This window comes from Kitasatospora sp. NPDC101157 (genome assembly GCF_044768255.1).
GTDB lineage: Bacteria > Actinomycetota > Actinomycetes > Streptomycetales > Streptomycetaceae > Kitasatospora.
This window is the reverse complement of record NZ_JBIWPL010000004.1, coordinates 505097-523251: the sequence shown is the minus strand read 5'-3', so window position 1 is coordinate 523251 and position 18155 is coordinate 505097. Positions and strand designations below refer to the sequence as shown.

Below are 18155 nucleotides of genomic sequence, written 5' to 3'. Positions count from 1 at the left end.
GGAGACGCACCGTGTCCCAGCGCACTCTCGTCCTGCTCAAGCCCGACGCCGTCCGCCGCGGCCTGGCGGGCGAGATCATCAGCCGCATCGAGCGCAAGGCCGGCTGGCGGCTGACCGCCGTCGAGCTGCGCACCTTCGACCGGGAGACCCTGGAGCACCACTACGCCGAGCACGTCGGCCGCCCCTTCTACGAGCCGCTGCTGGAGTTCATGACCTCCGGCCCGTCGATCGCGATGATCGTCGAGGGCGAGGAGGTCGTGAAGGGCATCCGCATGCTGGCCGGCGCCACCAACCCGCTGGAGGCCGGCTCCGGCACCATCCGCGGTGACTACGCGACCATCACCCGCGAGAACCTGATCCACGCCTCCGACTCCCCGGAGTCCGCCGAGCGCGAGATCAAGATCTTCTTCCCCGCACACGCCTGAGCCCGGCGGGCGACGCGCCCGGTAGGACGTTCGTACCGCCCCGGTCGGGTCCATTGGCCCGGCCGGGGCATTCTTATCGTGAAATAGGGAACTGGGGAGGCCGACACGGCGTCCCAATCCTGGGAGAAGCGATCACGCTCCGGACAATGGACCGTATGCCCCGCGTCGACGTCCGTACTGCGCGGCGTGACTACGATGGACGCGACTCAAGGGCCCGGTAAGGCAGCTCAGCTGGTCTCCGCCCAAGCGTGGGCGCACGCATCCGTCCACCCCCATGAACTCCGAGCCCGGGAAGGCACCCACACCCCATGGCGAGCAACCTGTCGTTCATCGGCCGCGACTTGGCGATCGACCTCGGAACAGCCAACACGCTGGTGTACGTCAGGGGCAAGGGGATCGTCCTCAACGAGCCGTCCGTCGTCGCGGTCAACACCAACACCGGCGGCATCCTGGCGGTCGGCGCCGAGGCCAAGAAGATGATCGGCCGCACCCCCGGCAACATCGTCGCCATCCGCCCGCTCAAGGACGGCGTGATCGCCGACTTCGAGATCACCGAGCGGATGCTGCGCTACTTCATCCTCAAGATCCACCGGCGCCGCTACCTCGCCCGCCCGCGCGTCGTGGTCTGCGTGCCCTCCGGCATCACCGGCGTCGAGCGCCGCGCCGTCATCGAGGCCTCCTCGCAGGCCGGCGCCCGCCAGGTGCACATCATCGAGGAGCCGATGGCCGCCGCGATCGGCGCCGGACTGCCCGTCCACGAGGCCACCGGCAACATGGTCGTCGACATCGGCGGCGGCACCACCGAGGTCGCCGTCATCTCCCTCGGCGGCATCGTCACCGCCCAGTCCATCCGGGTGGCCGGCGACGAGCTGGACAACGCCATCGTCCAGCACATCAAGAAGGAGTACTCCCTCCTCCTCGGCGAGCGCAGCGCCGAGCAGATCAAGATGAGCATCGGCAGCGCCTACGGCCTTGAGGGCGAGAAGGACGAGCACGCCGAGATCCGCGGCCGCGACCTGGTCAGCGGCCTGCCCAAGACCGTGGTCATCTCCGCCGCCGAGGTCCGCGCCGCCATCGACGAGCCGGTCAACTCGATCATCGACGCGGTCAAGACCACCCTCGACCAGTGCCCGCCCGAGCTGGCCGGCGACGTCATGGACCGTGGCATCGTGCTCACCGGCGGCGGCGCCCTGCTGCGCGGCCTGGACGAGCGGCTGCGCCGCGAGACCGGCATGCCGATCCACATCGCCGAGAACCCGCTCGACTCCGTCGCACTCGGCTCCGGCAAGTGCGTCGAGGAGTTCGAGGCGCTCCAGCAGGTACTGGACGCCTCGCCGCGCCGTTAGCACCACAGCGAAGAATCCGACACTCAACTGAACGGGCGGCCGCCCGGGCCCCACAGCCCCGGGCGGCCGCCAGGTACGAAGGGGCAGTACCAGCACCGTGAGGGACACACGAGAGAGCCGGCTACTGCTCATCCTGCTGGTGGCCGTCGCCTTCGCGCTGATCACCGTGGACATCAAGGGCGGTGAGGACTCCCCGCTCGGCCCGGCCCGGCACGCGGCCGCCGGCGTCCTCGGCCCCGTCGAGCGCGGCGCCGCCACCGTGGTGGACCCGGTCGCGAACACCGTCCGCGCCTTCCGCGACGCCGCCACCGACAGCGGCCGCGCCGACCAGCTCGCCCGCGAGAACACCGAACTGCGGCAGAAGCTCGCCTCCTCCGACATGGCCACCGGGCGCACCAAACAGCTGGACGACCTGCTGCGCACCGCCGGCGCCGGCGGATACACCGTCAAGGCCGCCCAGGTCATCGCCATCGGCCCGGCCCAGGGCTTCTCCTGGACCATCACCATCGACGCCGGCAGCGACGACGGCCTCACCCGCGACATGACGGTCATCAACGGCCAGGGTTTGGTCGGCCGGGTCACCACCGTCGCCCCGACCACCGCCACCGTGCTGCTCGCCTCCGACCCCGGCTTCTCGGCCGGCACCCGCCTGGAGGGCAACGGCGAGATCGGCTTCGCCTCCGGCGGCGGCGACAGCCCGATGAAGGTCTCCCTGCTCAACGGCAAGGCACAGGTGAAGAACGGCGACCGGCTGGTCACCTTCGGCTCGCAGAGCGGCCGCCCCTTCGTGCCCGGCGTCCCGGTCGGCAAGGTCATCGAGGTCCAGGCCAACGCCGGCCAGCTGACCAAGACCGTCCTGGTCGAGCCCTTCGTCCAGTTCACCCGGCTCGACCTCGTCGGCGTGGTGGTCGTGCCGCCGCGCACCGACCCGCGCGACGCCGTGCTGCCGCCCGCCCCCACCCCGGGGCAGGGCCAGGCCCCCTCCGCGCCCGCCCAGCCGCAGGCCACCGCGCCCGCCGCCCCGCCCGCCAAGCCCAATGGGGGGAACTGAGCCATGCGCCTCGCCCGCATCCCCGTCTCCGCCGCGCTCGTCCTGTTCGGCCTGATCCTCCAGGTCAGCGTCTTCGGCCGGCTCCAGCTCCCGGGAGCCACCCCGGACATACTGCTGCTCATCGTGGTCGGCCTGGCCATGGTCTACGGCCCGACCGGCGGCTGCCTGGTCGGCTTCGCGGGCGGCCTGCTGGCCGACCTCGCACCGCCCTCCGACCACGCGATCGGGCGCTACGCCCTGGTGCTCTGCCTGATGGGCTACGTCGCCGGGCTGCTGCGCCCCGAGCACGGCCGCCAGCGCTCCGTCTCCAGCGCGCTGATGGTCGTCGGCGCCGCCGCGATCGCCTCCACCCTGCTCTACGCGATGGTCGGCGCCCTGGTCGGCGACACCGCGGCCCGGCACGTCGGCCTCGGCGGCCTGGTGATCAGCGCCCTGCTGTACGACCTGCTGCTGGCGCCTTTCGTGGTGCCGCTGGTGATGCTGCTCGGCCGCCGCTTCGGCCGCGACCCGGTGGCCGCCGCCAGCGACGACGACCAGGGCGGCCCCGGGCTGGGCACCCTGGCCCGCTACCGCACCACGCGCGAGGTCTCGGCCGGCCCGTCCTACAAGAAGCGGCGCATCCCCGGCTTCGCCCGCCGCCCGTAACGGCCCGTCCAGGCCCCCGACCTCCTGATCCTCCCGCATCCCTGGAGCGCACGAGACGTGAGCAACATCCCCGAGACCGGCCGCACCCGGCGGGTGACGATCCGTCTGGTGGTGCTGCAGATCCTGGTGCTGTCACTGCTCGCCACCCTCGGTGGACGGCTGTGGTACCTGCAGATCCGCAACGCCAAGGAGTACACCGCCAAGGCGACCGGCAACCACATCCGCGAGGTGGTCGAACCGGCCGTCCGAGGCGAGATCCTGGACGCCTCCGGGCGGATCCTGGCCGGCAACGAGACCCGGCTGGTGGTCTCCGTCAGCCGCACCTCGCTGCTCCAGCAGAAGGACGGCGGCAAGGCGGTGCTGGGCCGGCTGGCCGAGGTGCTCGGGATGCCCGCCAAGGACGTCCAGGAGAAGGTCCGGCTCTGCGACGCCAAGACGCCGCAGCCGTGCTGGAACGGTTCGCCGTACCAGCCGATCCCGGTCACCAAGGAGGCGACCACCCAGCAGGCGATGCAGATAATGGAGCGCCGCGAGGACTTCCCCGGGGTCACCGCGCAGCCCACCGCCGTGCGCCACTACACCGGCGCCGAGGGCGCCAACATGGCCCAGGTGCTCGGCTACCTCTCGCCGGTCACCGACGAGGAGGTCAGCAAGACCGCCGACAAGAGCGGCCTGGACCGCTACCTGCCGGCCGACCAGATCGGCCGGGCCGGCCTGGAGTCGGTGTACGACCGCGACCTGCGCGGCACGGCCGGCATCACCAAGCTGGAGGTGGACAACCTCGGCCGGGTGATCGGCACCGCCGGCGCCGTCGCCCCGCAGACCGGCAACAACCTGGTCACCAGCATCGACGCCCGGGTGCAGAAGGTCGTCGAGGACAACCTGGCGCAGGCCATGGCCGACGCCCGGAAGACCTTCGACAAGGTCACCAACCGCAACTACGAGGCCGACTCCGGCGCCGCCGTCGTGATGGACGTGCACACCGGCCGGATCATCGCGATGGCCAGCGCCCCGACCTACGACCCCAACCTGTGGGTGGGCGGCATCAGCGGCAAGGACTACCAGTCGCTGACCAGCAAGGACTCCAACTTCCCGCTGCTCAACCGGGCCATACAGGGTCAGTCCGCCCCCGGCTCGACCTTCAAGGTCGTCTCCACCACCGCCGCCGTGCAGGCCGGCTACTCGCTGGACGGCACCTACCCGTGCCCGAAGGCCATGACCATCGGCGGCCGTGAGTTCAAGAACTTCGAGAGCGAGAGCTTCGGTTCCATCTCCCTGGAGAAGGCGCTGGAGGTCTCCTGCGACACCGTCTTCTACGGCCTGGCGTACGACCAGTGGATGAAGGACGGCGGCATCAAGCCGAAGAAGGACCCGGCCGACTGGTTCTTCAAGACCGCCCACGAGTTCGGCCTCGGCGCCAAGACCGGCATCGACCTGCCGTCCGAGGTCCCCGGCCGGGTGCCGGACCGGCAGTGGAAGCAGTCCTTCTACGACAACAACAAGGACGCCTGGTGCGCGCAGGCGCAGAAGGGCGGCAACAGCTTCTCCGACCAGATCGCCAAGGAGAACTGCATCGACGGCTACCAGATGCGCGCCGGTGACGCCGTCAACTACGCGATCGGCCAGGGCGACACCCTCGTCACCCCGGTCCAGATGGCCCGGATCTACTCGGCGCTGGCCAACGGCGGGACCTTCTACCGGCCGACCATCGCCAAGGCGGTGATAAGCCCGAGCGGGGACCTCGTCCGCGAGATCGCCCCGCACGCGGACGCCAAGTTCCCCGGCGACCAGAAGCTGCTCAGCTACATCGACCAGGCCACCGCGGGCGTCATCACCAGCGGTACCGCCGCCTGGAAGTTCAACGGCTGGCCGCAGGACAAGATCGCACTGCACGCCAAGACCGGCACCGCCGAGGTCGAGGGCAAGCAGACCACCTCCTGGCTGGACACGTACAGCAAGGACTACGCGGTCATCATGACGATCAGCCAGGGCGGCACCGGCTCCGGCGGCTCCGGCGACGCCATCCGCCGGATCTACCAGGCGCTGTACGGCGTGGACGACAAGGGCAACATCGACAACGGCAAGGCGCTGCTGCCGACGCCGCAGGGCGACCTGCCGAAGTTCAACCCGGACGGCACCGCGATCATCAAGCCGGCCGCGTACACCGTCGACCCGGCGCAGGGCTCCGTCGCTCCGGCTTCCGCTTCGGCGTCGGCTCCGCTGACGGCGTCGGTTCCGGTATCGGCTCCGGTCGCGGCGTCGGCCCCGGTTGCGGCCGTCGCCCCGGCGGACGCCGGGCAGGCCGCGGCGACGGGCTACGACCCCTCGGCGACCTTCCTCGATCCCGCGCCGCCGGCCGGCGGCTCCGCCTCGTACACCGCCGCCGACGCGGCGCTCGAACCGACCAACCGCCAGGGAAGGGGACGGGCATGAGCTCCTACGGCTCGTACCGGCAGCTGCGGCTGACCCCCCAGCGCAGCGGGGTCTCCAAGGCCCTGGCCAAGGACTCCCCGCTCTGGCGGCTGGACTGGATACTGCTGCTGGCCGGACTGGCCCTGTCGGCCGGCAGCTCGCTGCTGGTGTGGTCGGCCACCCGCGGGCGTGACAACCTCACCCACGGGGACCCGCAGTACTTCCTCTACCGGCACCTGACGAACTTCGTCATCGGCCTGGTGCTGTGCGCCGTGGTGATAGGGATAGGAGCCCGGCGGGTCCGCACCCTGGTCCCCTTCGTCTACGTCGGCGTGATCGTGCTGCTGCTGGCGACGCTCAGCCCGATCGGCTCGACCGTCAACGGTGCCCACTCGTGGATCCAGCTCGGCGGCGGCTTCTCCGTCCAGCCGGCCGAGTTCGCGAAGATCGCCATCCTGCTGGCGATGGCCGTCGTGCTGTCGGACCAGGTCGACGCGGGGGAGCGGGAGTTCCCCTCGCACCGGGCGGTGTTCCGGGGCCTGATCTGGGCCTGCGTGCCGATGGGCCTGGTCCTGCTGATGCCGGACGCCGGGTCGGTCATGGTGATGTCCGCGATCGTGCTGGGCATCCTGCTCGGCTCCGGCGCCGCCAACCGCTGGGTGCTCGGCATCCTCGCGCTCGGCGTCGGCGGCAGCATCGCGATCTGGAAGCTCGGGCTGCTGAGCCAGTACCAGATCGACCGCTTCGCCGCCTTCGCCAACCCCCAGCTCGACCCCAACGGCGTCGGCTACAACACCGCGCAGGCCCGGATCGCGATCGGCTCGGGCGGGCTGATGGGCAAGGGGCTGTTCCACGGCACCCAGACCGTCGGGCAGTTCGTGCCGGAGCAGCAGACCGACTTCGTGTTCACCGTCGCCGGCGAGGAGCTCGGCTTCGTCGGGGCGCTCGCCATAATCGCCCTGGTCGGCGTGATCCTCTGGCGCGCCTGTCGGATCGCCCGCCAGGCGACCGACCTGTACGGGACGATCGTGGCGGCCGGGATCATCGCCTGGTTCTCCTTCCAGGCCTTCGAGAACATAGGGATGTGCCTGGGCATCATGCCGGTCGCCGGCATCCCGCTGCCCTTCGTCTCCTACGGCGGCTCGTCGATGTTCGCGGTCTGGATCGGCATCGGGCTGCTCCAGGCGGTGCACAGCCAACGGCCGATAGCGGCCTGAGCGTTCGACGGCAGGGCCGGTCCGGGGTACTCCCGGGCCGGCCCTTTCTCGTTGCTTCCCAGGTGAGTTGACGATGCGTCAGATCGGCTGCAGCAGGCAGTCGGCGGCGGTGAGGATCGCCCGGGTCTGGTGGGCCAGCTGCTCCTGCACCGGGACCCAGCGGGCGCCGAAGCGGCTGCGCAGCCGGTCCAGGCTGTCCGCCACCACGGCGCGGGCGCGCTCCCGGGCGGCCTCGGCGGCCGGGCCGCGGGCGTCGGCGAGCAGCCGCAGCAGGATCGAGGCGACCCGCAGCGGCAGCCGGGCCGTCACCAGCCCGGCGGTGGTCGCCCGGGCGGAGCTCAGCGGCCCCTGGCACCACAGCTCCAGCCACTCGGCGGCCACCCGCGGGGCCACCGCCAGGTTGAACTCGGCGGTGCGCGCCAGCGGGCCGTACGCCTCCCGGGCCTGCGCCGGGACGCGGGCGAGCAGGGCGGCGAGCTCCTCGGCGCGGGCGGTGAGCTCGTGGGCGGCGTCGCCGACGACCTGCGGTCCGGCCGGATGCGTACGGGCGTCGCCGACCGCGTCCACCGCCCACATCGGGACCTCCAGGACGGCCGTCACCGCGCCGTACCGGGCCGCGTAGGCCCAGGTGGACAGCTCGGGCTCGTCCGGCAGCGCCCGGGAGGTCCCCGGGCCGCCGGGCGTCGGCATCAGATAGGTGCCGGGGGCCGGGCTGCTCCAGCCGACGGCGTCGTAGGAGTCCACGTCGAGCGGGATGCCGGCCCGGTCGGCGGAGCGGGCGAAGCGCTCGGCCAGGCCGCGGACCGGCCCGGTCAGCTGGACGAAGGCGCCGCCGAAGTCCACCCCGTGCAGCGAGCACTGGAGGAAGGGGCGCAGCTCGTCGATCAGCCCGGTCAGCGCCACGCTCTCCGGCATCGGCGGCCGGCCGGAGCCGGGGGCGGGCAGCAGCTCGGGCTGCTCCTCGAAGGCCGGGCGGAAGAAGTGCTCGTAGTGGCGGCGCATGGTGAGCGGTCCGTCCAGCCAGCCGGCGTTGAGCGCGGCGCCGTCCGGGTCCAGGCACAGCAGCAGGTGCCAGGACAGGCCGGGCCGGGCGGGCCGCTCCAGCAGCACCTCGGCGAGCCGGACCGCGGCGGCGGTGCCGATCGGCTCGTTCGGGTGCGGGCCGCCGACCACCAGCACGGCGCGCGGCCCCCGGTCCACCGAGAGCAGCAGCAGGGGGCGTCCGGCCCGGGAGCGGCCCACCTCGCGCAGCCGGCAGCGGTCCGGGTGGCGCAGGGCGAGCCGCCGGGCCGCGCACTCGGCCTGGGCCGGGGTGGGGTAGCGGGCCGGCCGGGCGTCGGGGGTCCGCGGGGACAGGGGCCGGACCCGCCGACCGGTGTCGGTCATGGTTCTCCTTGCGACCGGTCGTACGGCCGCCGGGGCGCGGGCGTGCTGCGCCGCCGGCCGCGGCCTGCGGGCCGGGGACGGGCTGTGCGGGGCCGGGGGAGGAGGCCCTGCGGGGGACGGGGGAGGGCGTGCTGGGGCGAACGGGCCGCCGGGGGAGTCGGCGTTGGCCGAGCGTACGACCCAACTCCTGTCACGGGAAGGGGTGCAGGGCCTCGGGCAGGGCCCCGTCAGTACCGCACGGGCCGTCCGGGCGTGTCAACGGCGGACGGTGCCCGGCGGCGGGCGCGCACCGCGCGTGCCGGGGCGGTCACCGGCGGGGGCGGGTCGCGCCGGAGCGTGCCGGGGCCGGCTCCGGCGCAGACGGGTCGATCCCCGGATTGGGCTACCCTTGAGGGTCACCCCTCCCGTGCCGGCTCGCGGCACCGAATCACGTCGTAAGGGTTCCTAGTACATGACTGTCGAATCGGTCTTCCCACGCCTGGAGGCACTCCTCCCGCACGTCCAGAAGCCGATCCAGTACGTCGGCGGCGAGCTCAACTCGACCGTCAAGGACTGGGACGCCTGCGACGTCCGCTGGGCGCTGATGTATCCCGACGCCTACGAGGTCGGGCTGCCCAACCAGGGCGTCATGATCCTCTACGAGGTGCTGAACGAGCGCGAGGGCGTGCTGGCCGAGCGCACCTACAGCGTCTGGCCGGACCTCGAAGCGCTGATGCGCGAGCACCGCGTCCCGCAGTTCACGGTGGACGCCCACCGGCCGGTGAAGGCCTTCGACGTGTTCGGGCTGTCCTTCTCCACCGAGCTCGGCTACACCAACATGCTGACCGCGCTCGACCTGGCCGGCATCCCGCTGGAGGCCAAGGACCGCACCGAGGACGACCCGATCGTCCTCGCCGGCGGCCACGCGGCCTTCAACCCGGAGCCGATCGCGGACTTCCTGGACTGCGCGGTGATCGGCGACGGCGAGCAGGCCGTGCTCGACATCACGGAGATCATCCGCGCCTGGAAGGCCGAGGGCCGCCCGGGCGGCCGCGACGAGCTGCTGCTGCGCCTGGCCCGTACCGGCGGGGTGTACGTGCCCAAGTTCTACGACGTGGAGTACCTGGCCGACGGCCGGATCGGTCGCGTCGTGCCGAACGCCCCGGGCGTGCCGTGGCGGGTGTCCAAGCACACCGTGATGGATCTCGACGAGTGGCCGTACCCGAAGCAGCCGCTCGTCCCGCTCGCGGAGACGGTGCACGAGCGGATGTCCGTGGAGATCTTCCGCGGCTGCACCCGCGGCTGCCGCTTCTGCCAGGCCGGCATGATCACGCGCCCCGTGCGGGAGCGAAGCATCACCGGCATCGGCGAGATGGTCGAGCGCGGGCTCAAGGCGACCGGCTTCGAGGAGGTCGGCCTGCTGTCGCTCTCCAGCGCCGACCACACCGAGATCGGCGACATCGCCAAGGGCCTGGCGGACCGCTACACCGAGGACAAGATCGGCCTCTCGCTGCCGTCCACCCGCGTCGACGCCTTCAACATCGACCTCGCCAACGAGCTGTCCCGCAACGGGCGCCGCTCCGGGCTCACCTTCGCCCCCGAGGGCGGCAGCGAGCGCATGCGCAAGGTGATCAACAAGATGGTGTCGGAGGAGGACCTGATCCGCACCGTCGCCACCGCCTACGGCAACGGCTGGCGCCAGGTGAAGCTGTACTTCATGTGCGGCCTGCCCACCGAGACCGACGAGGACGTGCTCCAGATCGGCGAGATGGCGAAGAACGTCATCCAGAAGGGCCGCGAGGTCACCGGCCAGAACGACATCCGCTGCACCGTCTCCATCGGCGGGTTCGTGCCCAAGCCGCACACCCCGTTCCAGTGGGCCCCGCAGCTGTCCGCCGAGGCCACCGACGCCCGCCTGGCCAAGCTGCGCGACTCGATCCGCGGCGACCGCAAGTACGGCAAGAACATCGGCTACCGCTACCACGACGGCAAGCCCGGCATCGTCGAGGGCCTGCTCTCCCGCGGCGACCGGCGCGTCGGCGCGGTCATCCGCGCGGTCTACGAGGACGGCGGCCGCTTCGACGGCTGGCGCGAGTACTTCTCGTACGACCGCTGGATGGCCTCCGCCGAGAAGGGCCTGGCCGGCACCGGTGTCGACGTCGACTGGTACACCACCCGCGAGCGCACCTACGAGGAGGTGCTGCCCTGGGACCACCTGGACAGCGGCCTCGACAAGGACTGGCTGTGGGAGGACTGGCAGGACGCCCTGGAGGAGGTCGAGGTCGACGACTGCCGCTGGACGCCGTGCTTCGACTGCGGCGTGTGCCCGCAGATGGACACGGCCATACAAATCGGCCCGACGGGCAAGAAGTTGCTGCCCCTGACTGTAGTCAACGGCGCTGAGCAGCAGAAGTAGGCGGCGGCGACGTGGGTGACGCGGTGAGCGAGCTGTGTGACTTACTTCACGGCCTCTCGGAGGGTGAGCGGGAGCTCGTCCTGGGTGCGCTCGACATGATGCGTGCCCCGGGCGGGCCTGCCGCCTCCGTCCGGGAGGCCCGGCAGGGCGGCCAGAGGACCCCTCTGCCCGCCGCCCGGAGTGCCCCGGGCATCGAGTCCTCGATCGAGTGGGTCTGACCGCTTGAGCAACGCATGGGAGCCCTCCCCGATTCTGTCGGGGAGGGCTCTTGTGATTGGGGGTGCTGCCCGCTTTCGGGCGATGGCCGACGGATGTCAGCTACGCCCTGTGTGAGCGGGGCAGCGTGATGGGCGGCAGGAGGAACAGGTCGTAGTCGGTGGCGATCCGCTGGGCGATCAGGCTGGCGACGACGGTGTCGGTGGTCAGGGGCAGGTGATCGCCGTGCTGTTCGAAGCTGCCGATCGGCAGTACGGCGATCTTGGCGCCGTGCCGGCGTTCGTTGCGGAGGTGGCGGCCATGAGCAGTTGAGTATTCGTACTCAGGCGCGACCACTCGACTCCTGGTTCGATCGACTCCGAACGGAGTAGTCGATCCCACACGTACCGGATGTGACGAGTGAGCGGTAAGAGCGACGACGCGCTGAAGGTGGACACCAACGGCCTGAGGAAGGTCGGAAAGCAGTGCCACGACATCGCAGAGCAGATGCCGGCCGAGTTGGCCCGGGTGCACAAGCCCTCGGATGAGGCCGCGGCGGGTCTGAGCGGCTGGCTCTCCGGCGCCGCGATCACGGCGTGCACGGAGGCGTGGGAGAAGGGGCAGCGCCAACTCGCCAAGGACATTGGTGACAACGGGAAAAACATGGTCACCGCGGCGGATAGCTATGACGGCGTGGATGAGGCCGTGCACAAGAGCCTGGTCTACGGGGGCAAGTAGATGGACCTGTACCAGCTGGAAAACGCGCAGCCCTCGCATCTGGCCGCTCTCGCCACCGCCTACGACTCCCTTGGGAAGGCCAACCACGCCCACTTCGAGGCGGTGAAGGAGACCTCCCGCTGGGTCGGGACCAACTGGTCGGGGACCGCCGGGAAGGCCGCGAGCACCAAGCTGAAGCAGACGAACAACTCGCTGGACGGCTCGTACGTGGCGATGCAGGCGACGAGCGCGCTGTTGCGCCATGCCGCCGAGGCGTTCGAGCTCGCACAGTCCAAGCTGATCGAGGCGTTGGAAGAAGCCCGGAAGGCGGAGTTCACGGTCGGCGCCGACGGGTCGGTCACGTATCCCAAGCCGAGCACGGCGGAGCAGCACGATACCGATTACGACGCCCCGAAGCGGGCCAGCGCCCTGGCTGAGCGGATCAGCAAGGCGATAGCCGAAGCGGACGCGGTCGATCAGAAGGTCGCGCTACGCCTCAATGCAATCGCCCAGTTGGCGACCTTCGACGGGCTCAATCCCGAGGCGGCGCAGCTCCAGCTCGATGCCGTCAACTCTCTCGACGAGGGACTGAGGAATCTCGGATGGCCAGGCAAGGACGCCACTGCCGCCGAGGTCAATGCCTGGTGGAAGGGGCTGACCCCGGACGAGCAGCAGAAGATGCTGACCCTGCATCCGGACCTCCTTGGCGGTCGCAACGGCATCCCCTCGGAGGTGCGGGACAAGGCCAACCGCGCGCAGCTGGACGGGATGATCAAGTACCTGGAGCAGAAGCCGCACCCGTCGGGTTACGACGACAGCAAGCTGGAGGGCCTGAAGGCGCTCCGGGACAAGCTCGCCGCCAACGACGCCCATCTCAACGACACCGACCCCAAGACCAAGCAGCCTCCAATGTTCCTCCTCGGAGTCGGCATGGAGTCCCACGGCCGGGCGATCGTCTCCTACGGCAATCCGGACACCGCGGACAACGTGTCGGCGTACGTGCCAGGTCTGAACACCAAGCTCGACGGGCACTTCGTCAACAACGACGTCCAACGTGCGCGCAACATCTACGACGCGGCCACCCAGAACGACCCCACGAAGAAGAACGCGTCCATCGTCTGGCTCGACTACGACGCGCCCCAGATCAACGTCGACGGCAACGACCCCACCAACGACCTCAAGGTCACGGGCACCGACAACGCGAAAGAGGGCGGCAGGGCGTACAACGCCTTCATGCAAAGCCTGCGCGCCACGCACGATGGCGCCGTACCCGCCCACGTCACGACGGTGGCGCACAGCTACGGGTCCCTGACCGCCGGCGAGGCGTCCAAGCTGCCGGGCGGCCTGTACTCCGACGACGTGGTGATCATCGGCAGCCCGGGGATGGACCTCCACAAGGCCTCCGACCTCGGTGTCCAGGACGGACACGTCTACGCGGCTGCGGCCAAGAACGACAAGGTGGCGCAGATCCCCGACCTGACCCCCGACCCCAACACGCTGTGGTTCGGCACGGATCCGGCCAGCGCCGAGTTCGGGGCGAAGCGGTTCGGCGCTCCGGACGGGCCGGACAAGGGGTGGACGGGAGCTGTGGGGGGTGACATCCCGGCGCACTCCCTCTACTTCGACGCCCGCGAGGAGGAGGCGTACAACCCGGACGGTACCAAGACCTCGGTGATCGTCCGCCACCCCGACGGGACGATCGAACCGAACGAGTCCCTGCAGGCCATCGCCCAGGTCGTGAGCGGTCACGGCGACCGTGTCGTGACGGTACCGCCCCGATGAGCGGGGAAGGCGGTGTTCGCGGCGGTTGCTTGCGGGTGCTGGGTGTCACCGTGCTGCTGTTGGCAGGGTTCGCCTGCTGGATCGCCTACGGCTGGTGGGACGTACGTCAACCCGCGGACATGCCGATGCGCGAGGGGGTGGCGAAGCTCGACCGAATGCTGGAAGCGACCACCGCCGGCGTCGAACCGCATGTCCGGATGGCCTATGGCTCGATCGAGGGCAAACAGTACGACACCGGGCTCAACGACGAAGTCGACAAGCATCACATCAACGAGACCGGCCAGATCGTGACCCGGATCTCCCCCTCCAAGGCCGTCGAGTTGTCGGACAAGGTCGAGGCCCGATGGAAGCACCTCGGCTACCGGACAACTCGTTCCACCGACACAGCGTCCACCGTCAAGGCCACGACTGGGGACGGCAGCGAGATCCAGCTGGACATCTCGTCGGACGGGCGCGCAACCCTGCGCGTCAGCCTTGGCCCGTATGTGCATCTCTCCCCGTTCAGCCGCCCAAGTGGAGCCCCGGACGGATCGACTACCGAAGCGGTGACACTGACCGAGGACCCATACTGGTCACATTGATCTGGCAGGACGATGCTGCCGCTGACGGTCGTTGGTGGAGCTGGCCAACAGAAGGGGGCGGCAGCGTGGGTGACACGGTGAGCCAGCCGTGTGACTGGTGATCAGGTGGCTCGGTGAGGGGGCTGCACCGGGACGATCACGGACGGTGGCATGATCCAGGTTGCCCGTCACGAGTCCAGCGCGGATGGCGAAAGCTGGGTGCGTCGATGGATGTCACGCTTCGTAAGGTCTGCTGAGCAGACAACAGGCGAGGATCGGCGGCCGGTCTCATACCGAGCCGAGGCAAAACCCGCGCAGCACAGTGCCCTCCCCGATTTGCCGAGGAGGGCGCTGTGCGCGTTGGGGCGGTACTGCCCTGCTCGAACTCGCCCACCTTCGAGTGGCAACCATTAGCTGTCAGCTACCACCTATGAGTGACAGGTGTGCGGCGGCCGACTTGGACAGGCTCTCCAGGAGGGCCTTGCCCTGCTCGGCGGTTCCAAGTGACGGGCGGCCGATGATGCCGTTCTGGGTGTAGCCAGCCATGCCCAGGGTGAGGAGATGTGGGCGCTCCGGGGCGTCGTGGTCGTCCTGCTCGATGCCTTCGCGGATGAGGTGGGGAGCGCCGTGGAGGAGGAGCGACACCTCCAGTTCGCCGCCGTGCATGTCCTCGGCGCCGCTGCTCTCCAGGGCGGCGGCCTCGCGGGCCCGGTGCCAGTCTTCCCGGACTGGGAAGAGTGCGACGCGCGGGCCGGAGGTGTTGGCCTCCTGGACGACGTTGGAGAGGACGTAGTTACCGCCGTGGCCGTTCACGATGAGCAGGCCGGGGACGCCGGAAGCCTGGAGGGACTTCCAGATGTCGTTGATCACGGCGTAGAGCGTGGCGGCGCTGATGCTGACGGTGCCTGGCATGTGGGCGTGCTCGTGCGAGCAGGACAGCGTTATGGGCGGCAGGAGGAACAGGTCGTAGTCGGTGGCGATCTTCTGGGCGATCAGACTGGCGACGACGGTGTCGGTGGTGAGCGGCAGGTGATCGCCGTGCTGCTCGAAGCTGCCGACCGGCAGTACGGCGACCTTGGCGCCGCGCCGGCGTTCGTCTGCGGAAGTGGCGGCCGTGATCAGTGCGTCCATGGGCCCAGCCTCTCTTATCGGGTCGTCAGCGGTCGAGAGGGCTCCCGCTGCTCATCAGGGTCAAACGGCCGGTGAACACGGCCACTTCGGGCACAGATCGCCACTGCTGGAGGGCATTGCCCGCTGCGGACAGTTCGGACATGGCTCGGGCGGACTCGGTGTCGATGGCGATCGACAGCGCCCGGTCGGCTGCGGCCGCCGCCTGCTCCGGTTCGCCGGACACCGCGTAGGCGCGCGCCAGCCGTGAGAGGTACACGCCCTGGTCGTTGCGGTAGATCGGCGGCAGGATTTGAAGCTCGGCCTCGAACATGTCGACGGCCGTTCGCGGATCGCCGAGTTCGATCAGGCAGTTCGCCCGCTGCATCTCGATGTAGGTCGGTGTGCAGTACGCCAGATCAAGCGCGTCGTCTGCGTGCGAGTCATCCGGTTCGGCGGCGAGTTCGTGGGCCTCATCGAACTTGGCTTGTGCGAAGCGAGGGTTACCCATGAGCGCGTGGCCCTGGGCCTCCTGCTGGGCGGCTAGCGCGCGGATGCGCAGTGTGGCGCCGGCCGACCGTTGAGCGGCGCGGGCAAGGCTGACCGCCTTCTGCGCGTTGCGTTGAGCAGTGGCCTGGTTGCTCTTGCGGAAGAGCACGTAGGCGGCCATGACGTCATCCGCGGCCTCCTGCGCCCACTCCATGGCGCGGTCCGACCAGTACAGCGCCTGGCCGAAGTCTCCGAGATCCTGGTTCAACCAGCCCAGGAACTCCGCCGTGCGGGCGCCGATGGTGAGGAGCTCGTCTCGTGCGCGGCCTCCCGCGTTCTGCTGGAGGCGGTCGAGCAACTGGACATGCCGTGTCACCGCGTCGAGCGCGTGGCGAGAACCGAGCAGGTTGGCAGCCTTGTAGTGACCGGGCATGACGCCGCGCAGATGGCTGACGAAGAACTCGGGGTCGAGCGGCGCGCTGAGGCTCTGCCCGCCGGCGGACGGCTCGGGTGCTCGGTGCCGGAGCTGTGGGGCTGCTGCTTCCTGCTCCCATTCCCGGGAGGCCAACCCGAGCATGTGCCCGGGGATGTGCAGCCCGTCTGCGATGCGCTCGATGAGATCGATCTTCTCGATCTTGGGCTTTCCCACCATGACCTCGCCGACTCGGCTCGGTGTCATGTCGCAGGCGCGAGCGATGAGCGAGGGGTAGATCCCGGCCAGCTTGAGCAGCCTGAACACGGTGGCGAAGTCTCGTCTTCGGCAGGCGGCGATCATCTCCGGGTTGGACAGCAGGCTCGGCGGGAGCCGGTCCGGAACGCGCGCCTCGGTCACCACTGCCCCCGCTGTTGAGCAGCCACTTCAAGAAAGTTGATTACCTGTGAGTTTACCCACAGTGGGTAATCGCCTTGGGTACGAAGTGCGCAATCCCTCTCGGCAACCTGGTGTCAAGGGCTGGAACGTCCAGGTTCGGCCTCCCCTTTGGGCACCGGGAGGCTGGTGCACTTGATCAGCCTGGAAGAACCCCGGGGCGTTGCTGAGTCGCTTGAGTCGGACGGTGCGATAGCCGCGTTCGAGGCGATGCTCACCCGCCACCGCAAGTCCGCCGGAGTGGCCCGGGTTCACCTTCGTGACTTCCTTGCAGGCCTGCCCGGCGGGGAAGCCCTCGTGGGTGACGCTCAGGTCGTGCTTGACGAGTTGGTCACCAACGCCGTGACGCACGCCCGGGTGCCGAAGGGGCGGCGAATCGGTGTCCGCTTCGAAATGGTGCTCGGTCACCTCCGCCTGGAGGTGCACGACGCGAGCAGCGAGAAGCCCGCGATCCGGCGGTCTACGGGTTTGGATGCCGAGTCGGGGCGGGGGTTGTGCCTGGTGGAGGCCCTGTCCGTGGAGTGGGGCTTCATGCCTCGTCCGGAAGGTATCGGGAAGATCGTTTGGGCGCTGGTGGGCCCGGGAGGTGGTGCGACGTGAGGAAGCGGGCGTTCGGGTCGGCGGAGACCCGGTGCTTCTACTGCGGGGCGGGGCTGTTGAAGGCGGAGACTTGGTACATCGTCGTCAACGGTCGGACGGTCGGTGTCCACAGCCGGCACCCGCGCCGCACGGGGGAGGTGTCGGCGTGAAGGCTGTTTCCGTGACTGCGAGCGTCGGCGCTTGTCCGCGCCCGGCTGATCGGTTTCCGCACATCGCCCTCAGCCTGGGCCAGCGGCGGATCGATGACGCGTACTGGGAGGTGCAGCGGATTCGTGCCGGGACGCCCTTGGCGGAGATGGATCATGCCGAGTTGCTGTCCATGGCCGAAGGTGCTTTGCGGCACGTGGAGTCGCTGGAGGCACTGCTGGCGGCGGTGGAGTGCGCGATCCCCGTCGACCAGCCGGAGACGCTGGCTCAGGTGATCGCACCGATCCGCGCCTACCTGAAGTGGACGCTGGACGCGGACACGCCGTTCGCCGCTTCGTCGGCGTTCGTCGGCGAGGTGGCCCGGTTCGGCCGGCCCTCGGTGCGGGTGCGGGTGGAACTGGAAGTCGTGGCACGAAAGCCGAGCGGTCCGGCGGTCAAGCACCGAGCGCAGAGGAAGGGAAGGTCATGACCGACACCTTGCACACGGCCATGTCGAACGCGCCGTACCCGTTCCCGGTGATCGTGGAAGTGCGAGGCGTGACGGCGCCCGCGCGGTTCAGCAGGTTGCCGGACGCGATGGCCGCGCTCCTGAAGACGTTGAACGCGCTGCCGCTCAGCCCGGACCAGCAGGGTTACTTCACGGAGAGGTTCGGGCCGTCGGAGGTGCAGTCGATCGGGCACCGGCTCGCGACGCACGGGGAGGTGCGGGCGCTGGCCTTCCTCGACCTGACCCCGACCGTGGTCCGCCTGTACTCCGCCGGCCCCGGGGAGCAGCGGTGATTCGGCAGCCGCGGACCTGGTGGTACCGGGCCT

Annotated in this window: 17 protein-coding genes; 13 read left to right on the top strand and 4 right to left on the bottom strand. The window is 70.0% G+C overall.

Annotated features, from left to right (window positions below; translation table 11 throughout):
• Positions 1 to 11: 11 nt before the first annotated feature.
• The 6 genes from ndk (at position 12) to rodA (ending at position 7096) form a co-directional block, all read left to right on the top strand.
• Positions 12 to 425: a nucleoside-diphosphate kinase gene (ndk, locus tag ACIRVF_RS12270; RefSeq protein WP_402816223.1), complete on the top strand. Its 414-nt coding sequence runs from the start codon at positions 12 to 14 to the stop codon at positions 423 to 425.
• Between the two features lie 320 nt (positions 426 to 745).
• A complete protein-coding gene (locus ACIRVF_RS12265) occupies positions 746 to 1771 on the top strand; it encodes a rod shape-determining protein (protein WP_030283777.1) in 1026 nt (341 codons plus the stop codon).
• Positions 1772 to 1868: 97 nt separating this feature from the next.
• A complete protein-coding gene (gene mreC, locus ACIRVF_RS12260) occupies positions 1869 to 2822 on the top strand; it encodes a rod shape-determining protein MreC (RefSeq protein ID WP_402816222.1) in 954 nt (317 codons plus the stop codon).
• Positions 2823 to 2825: 3 nt separating this feature from the next.
• Positions 2826 to 3467, top strand: a complete 642-nt coding sequence (mreD, locus tag ACIRVF_RS12255) for a rod shape-determining protein MreD (protein ID WP_402816221.1) — start codon at positions 2826 to 2828, stop codon at positions 3465 to 3467.
• A 57-nt stretch (positions 3468 to 3524) separates the two neighbouring features.
• Positions 3525 to 5900, top strand: coding sequence for a penicillin-binding protein 2 (mrdA, locus tag ACIRVF_RS12250; RefSeq protein WP_402816220.1), 2376 nt, complete (start codon positions 3525 to 3527; stop codon positions 5898 to 5900).
• On the top strand, positions 5897 to 7096 hold the full coding sequence (gene rodA / locus ACIRVF_RS12245; RefSeq protein WP_402816219.1) for a rod shape-determining protein RodA: 1200 nt from the start codon (positions 5897 to 5899) through the stop codon (positions 7094 to 7096). The genes mrdA and rodA overlap by 4 nt, the downstream gene beginning before the upstream one ends.
• Before the next feature lie 78 nt (positions 7097 to 7174).
• On the opposite strand, the gene ACIRVF_RS12240 is transcribed toward rodA, so the two are convergent.
• Positions 7175 to 8482, bottom strand: coding sequence for a M14 family zinc carboxypeptidase (locus ACIRVF_RS12240; protein ID WP_402816218.1), 1308 nt, complete (start codon positions 8480 to 8482; stop codon positions 7175 to 7177).
• Positions 8483 to 8933: 451 nt separating this feature from the next.
• Between ACIRVF_RS12240 and ACIRVF_RS12235 the strand changes: the two genes are divergently transcribed.
• The gene (locus ACIRVF_RS12235) at positions 8934 to 10877 is read left to right on the top strand and encodes a TIGR03960 family B12-binding radical SAM protein (protein WP_402816217.1); all 1944 of its coding nucleotides are present in this window, start codon (positions 8934 to 8936) and stop codon (positions 10875 to 10877) included.
• 318 nt (positions 10878 to 11195) lie between these two features.
• On the opposite strand, the gene ACIRVF_RS12230 is transcribed toward ACIRVF_RS12235, so the two are convergent.
• Complete coding sequence (locus ACIRVF_RS12230) at positions 11196 to 11429, bottom strand: creatininase family protein (protein WP_402816216.1); 234 nt, start codon at positions 11427 to 11429, stop codon at positions 11196 to 11198.
• A gap of 63 nt (positions 11430 to 11492) precedes the next feature.
• Here ACIRVF_RS12230 and ACIRVF_RS12225 point away from each other — a divergent pair, with 63 nt between their 5' ends.
• The 3 genes from ACIRVF_RS12225 to ACIRVF_RS12215 are packed head-to-tail and all read left to right on the top strand — an operon-like array spanning position 11493 to position 14152.
• The gene (locus tag ACIRVF_RS12225; RefSeq protein WP_402816215.1) at positions 11493 to 11810 is read left to right on the top strand and encodes a type VII secretion target; all 318 of its coding nucleotides are present in this window, start codon (positions 11493 to 11495) and stop codon (positions 11808 to 11810) included.
• Positions 11811 to 13571 carry an alpha/beta hydrolase gene (locus ACIRVF_RS12220; protein WP_402816214.1) on the top strand — a complete coding sequence of 587 codons (1761 nt, stop codon included), beginning with the start codon at positions 11811 to 11813 and terminating at the stop codon, positions 13569 to 13571. It begins immediately after the preceding gene.
• Positions 13568 to 14152: a hypothetical protein gene (locus ACIRVF_RS12215; RefSeq protein WP_402816213.1), complete on the top strand. Its 585-nt coding sequence runs from the start codon at positions 13568 to 13570 to the stop codon at positions 14150 to 14152. The genes ACIRVF_RS12220 and ACIRVF_RS12215 overlap by 4 nt, the downstream gene beginning before the upstream one ends.
• Positions 14153 to 14548: 396 nt before the next feature.
• On the opposite strand, the gene ACIRVF_RS12210 is transcribed toward ACIRVF_RS12215, so the two are convergent.
• Complete coding sequence (locus tag ACIRVF_RS12210) at positions 14549 to 15262, bottom strand: creatininase family protein (protein WP_402816212.1); 714 nt, start codon at positions 15260 to 15262, stop codon at positions 14549 to 14551.
• A gap of 25 nt (positions 15263 to 15287) precedes the next feature.
• The gene (locus ACIRVF_RS12205) at positions 15288 to 16559 is read right to left on the bottom strand and encodes a tetratricopeptide repeat protein (protein WP_402816211.1); all 1272 of its coding nucleotides are present in this window, start codon (positions 16557 to 16559) and stop codon (positions 15288 to 15290) included.
• 171 nt (positions 16560 to 16730) lie between these two features.
• Here ACIRVF_RS12205 and ACIRVF_RS12200 point away from each other — a divergent pair, with 171 nt between their 5' ends.
• From ACIRVF_RS12200 to ACIRVF_RS12190, 3 genes are all read left to right on the top strand, one after another.
• Positions 16731 to 17195, top strand: coding sequence for an ATP-binding protein (locus tag ACIRVF_RS12200; protein ID WP_402816210.1), 465 nt, complete (start codon positions 16731 to 16733; stop codon positions 17193 to 17195).
• Positions 17196 to 17340: 145 nt separating this feature from the next.
• Positions 17341 to 17811, top strand: coding sequence for a hypothetical protein (locus ACIRVF_RS12195; protein ID WP_402816209.1), 471 nt, complete (start codon positions 17341 to 17343; stop codon positions 17809 to 17811).
• Positions 17808 to 18122 carry a hypothetical protein gene (locus ACIRVF_RS12190; protein ID WP_402816208.1) on the top strand — a complete coding sequence of 105 codons (315 nt, stop codon included), beginning with the start codon at positions 17808 to 17810 and terminating at the stop codon, positions 18120 to 18122. Before ACIRVF_RS12195 ends, ACIRVF_RS12190 begins: the two co-directional genes overlap by 4 nt.
• The last annotated feature ends 33 nt before the right edge of the window (positions 18123 to 18155 follow it).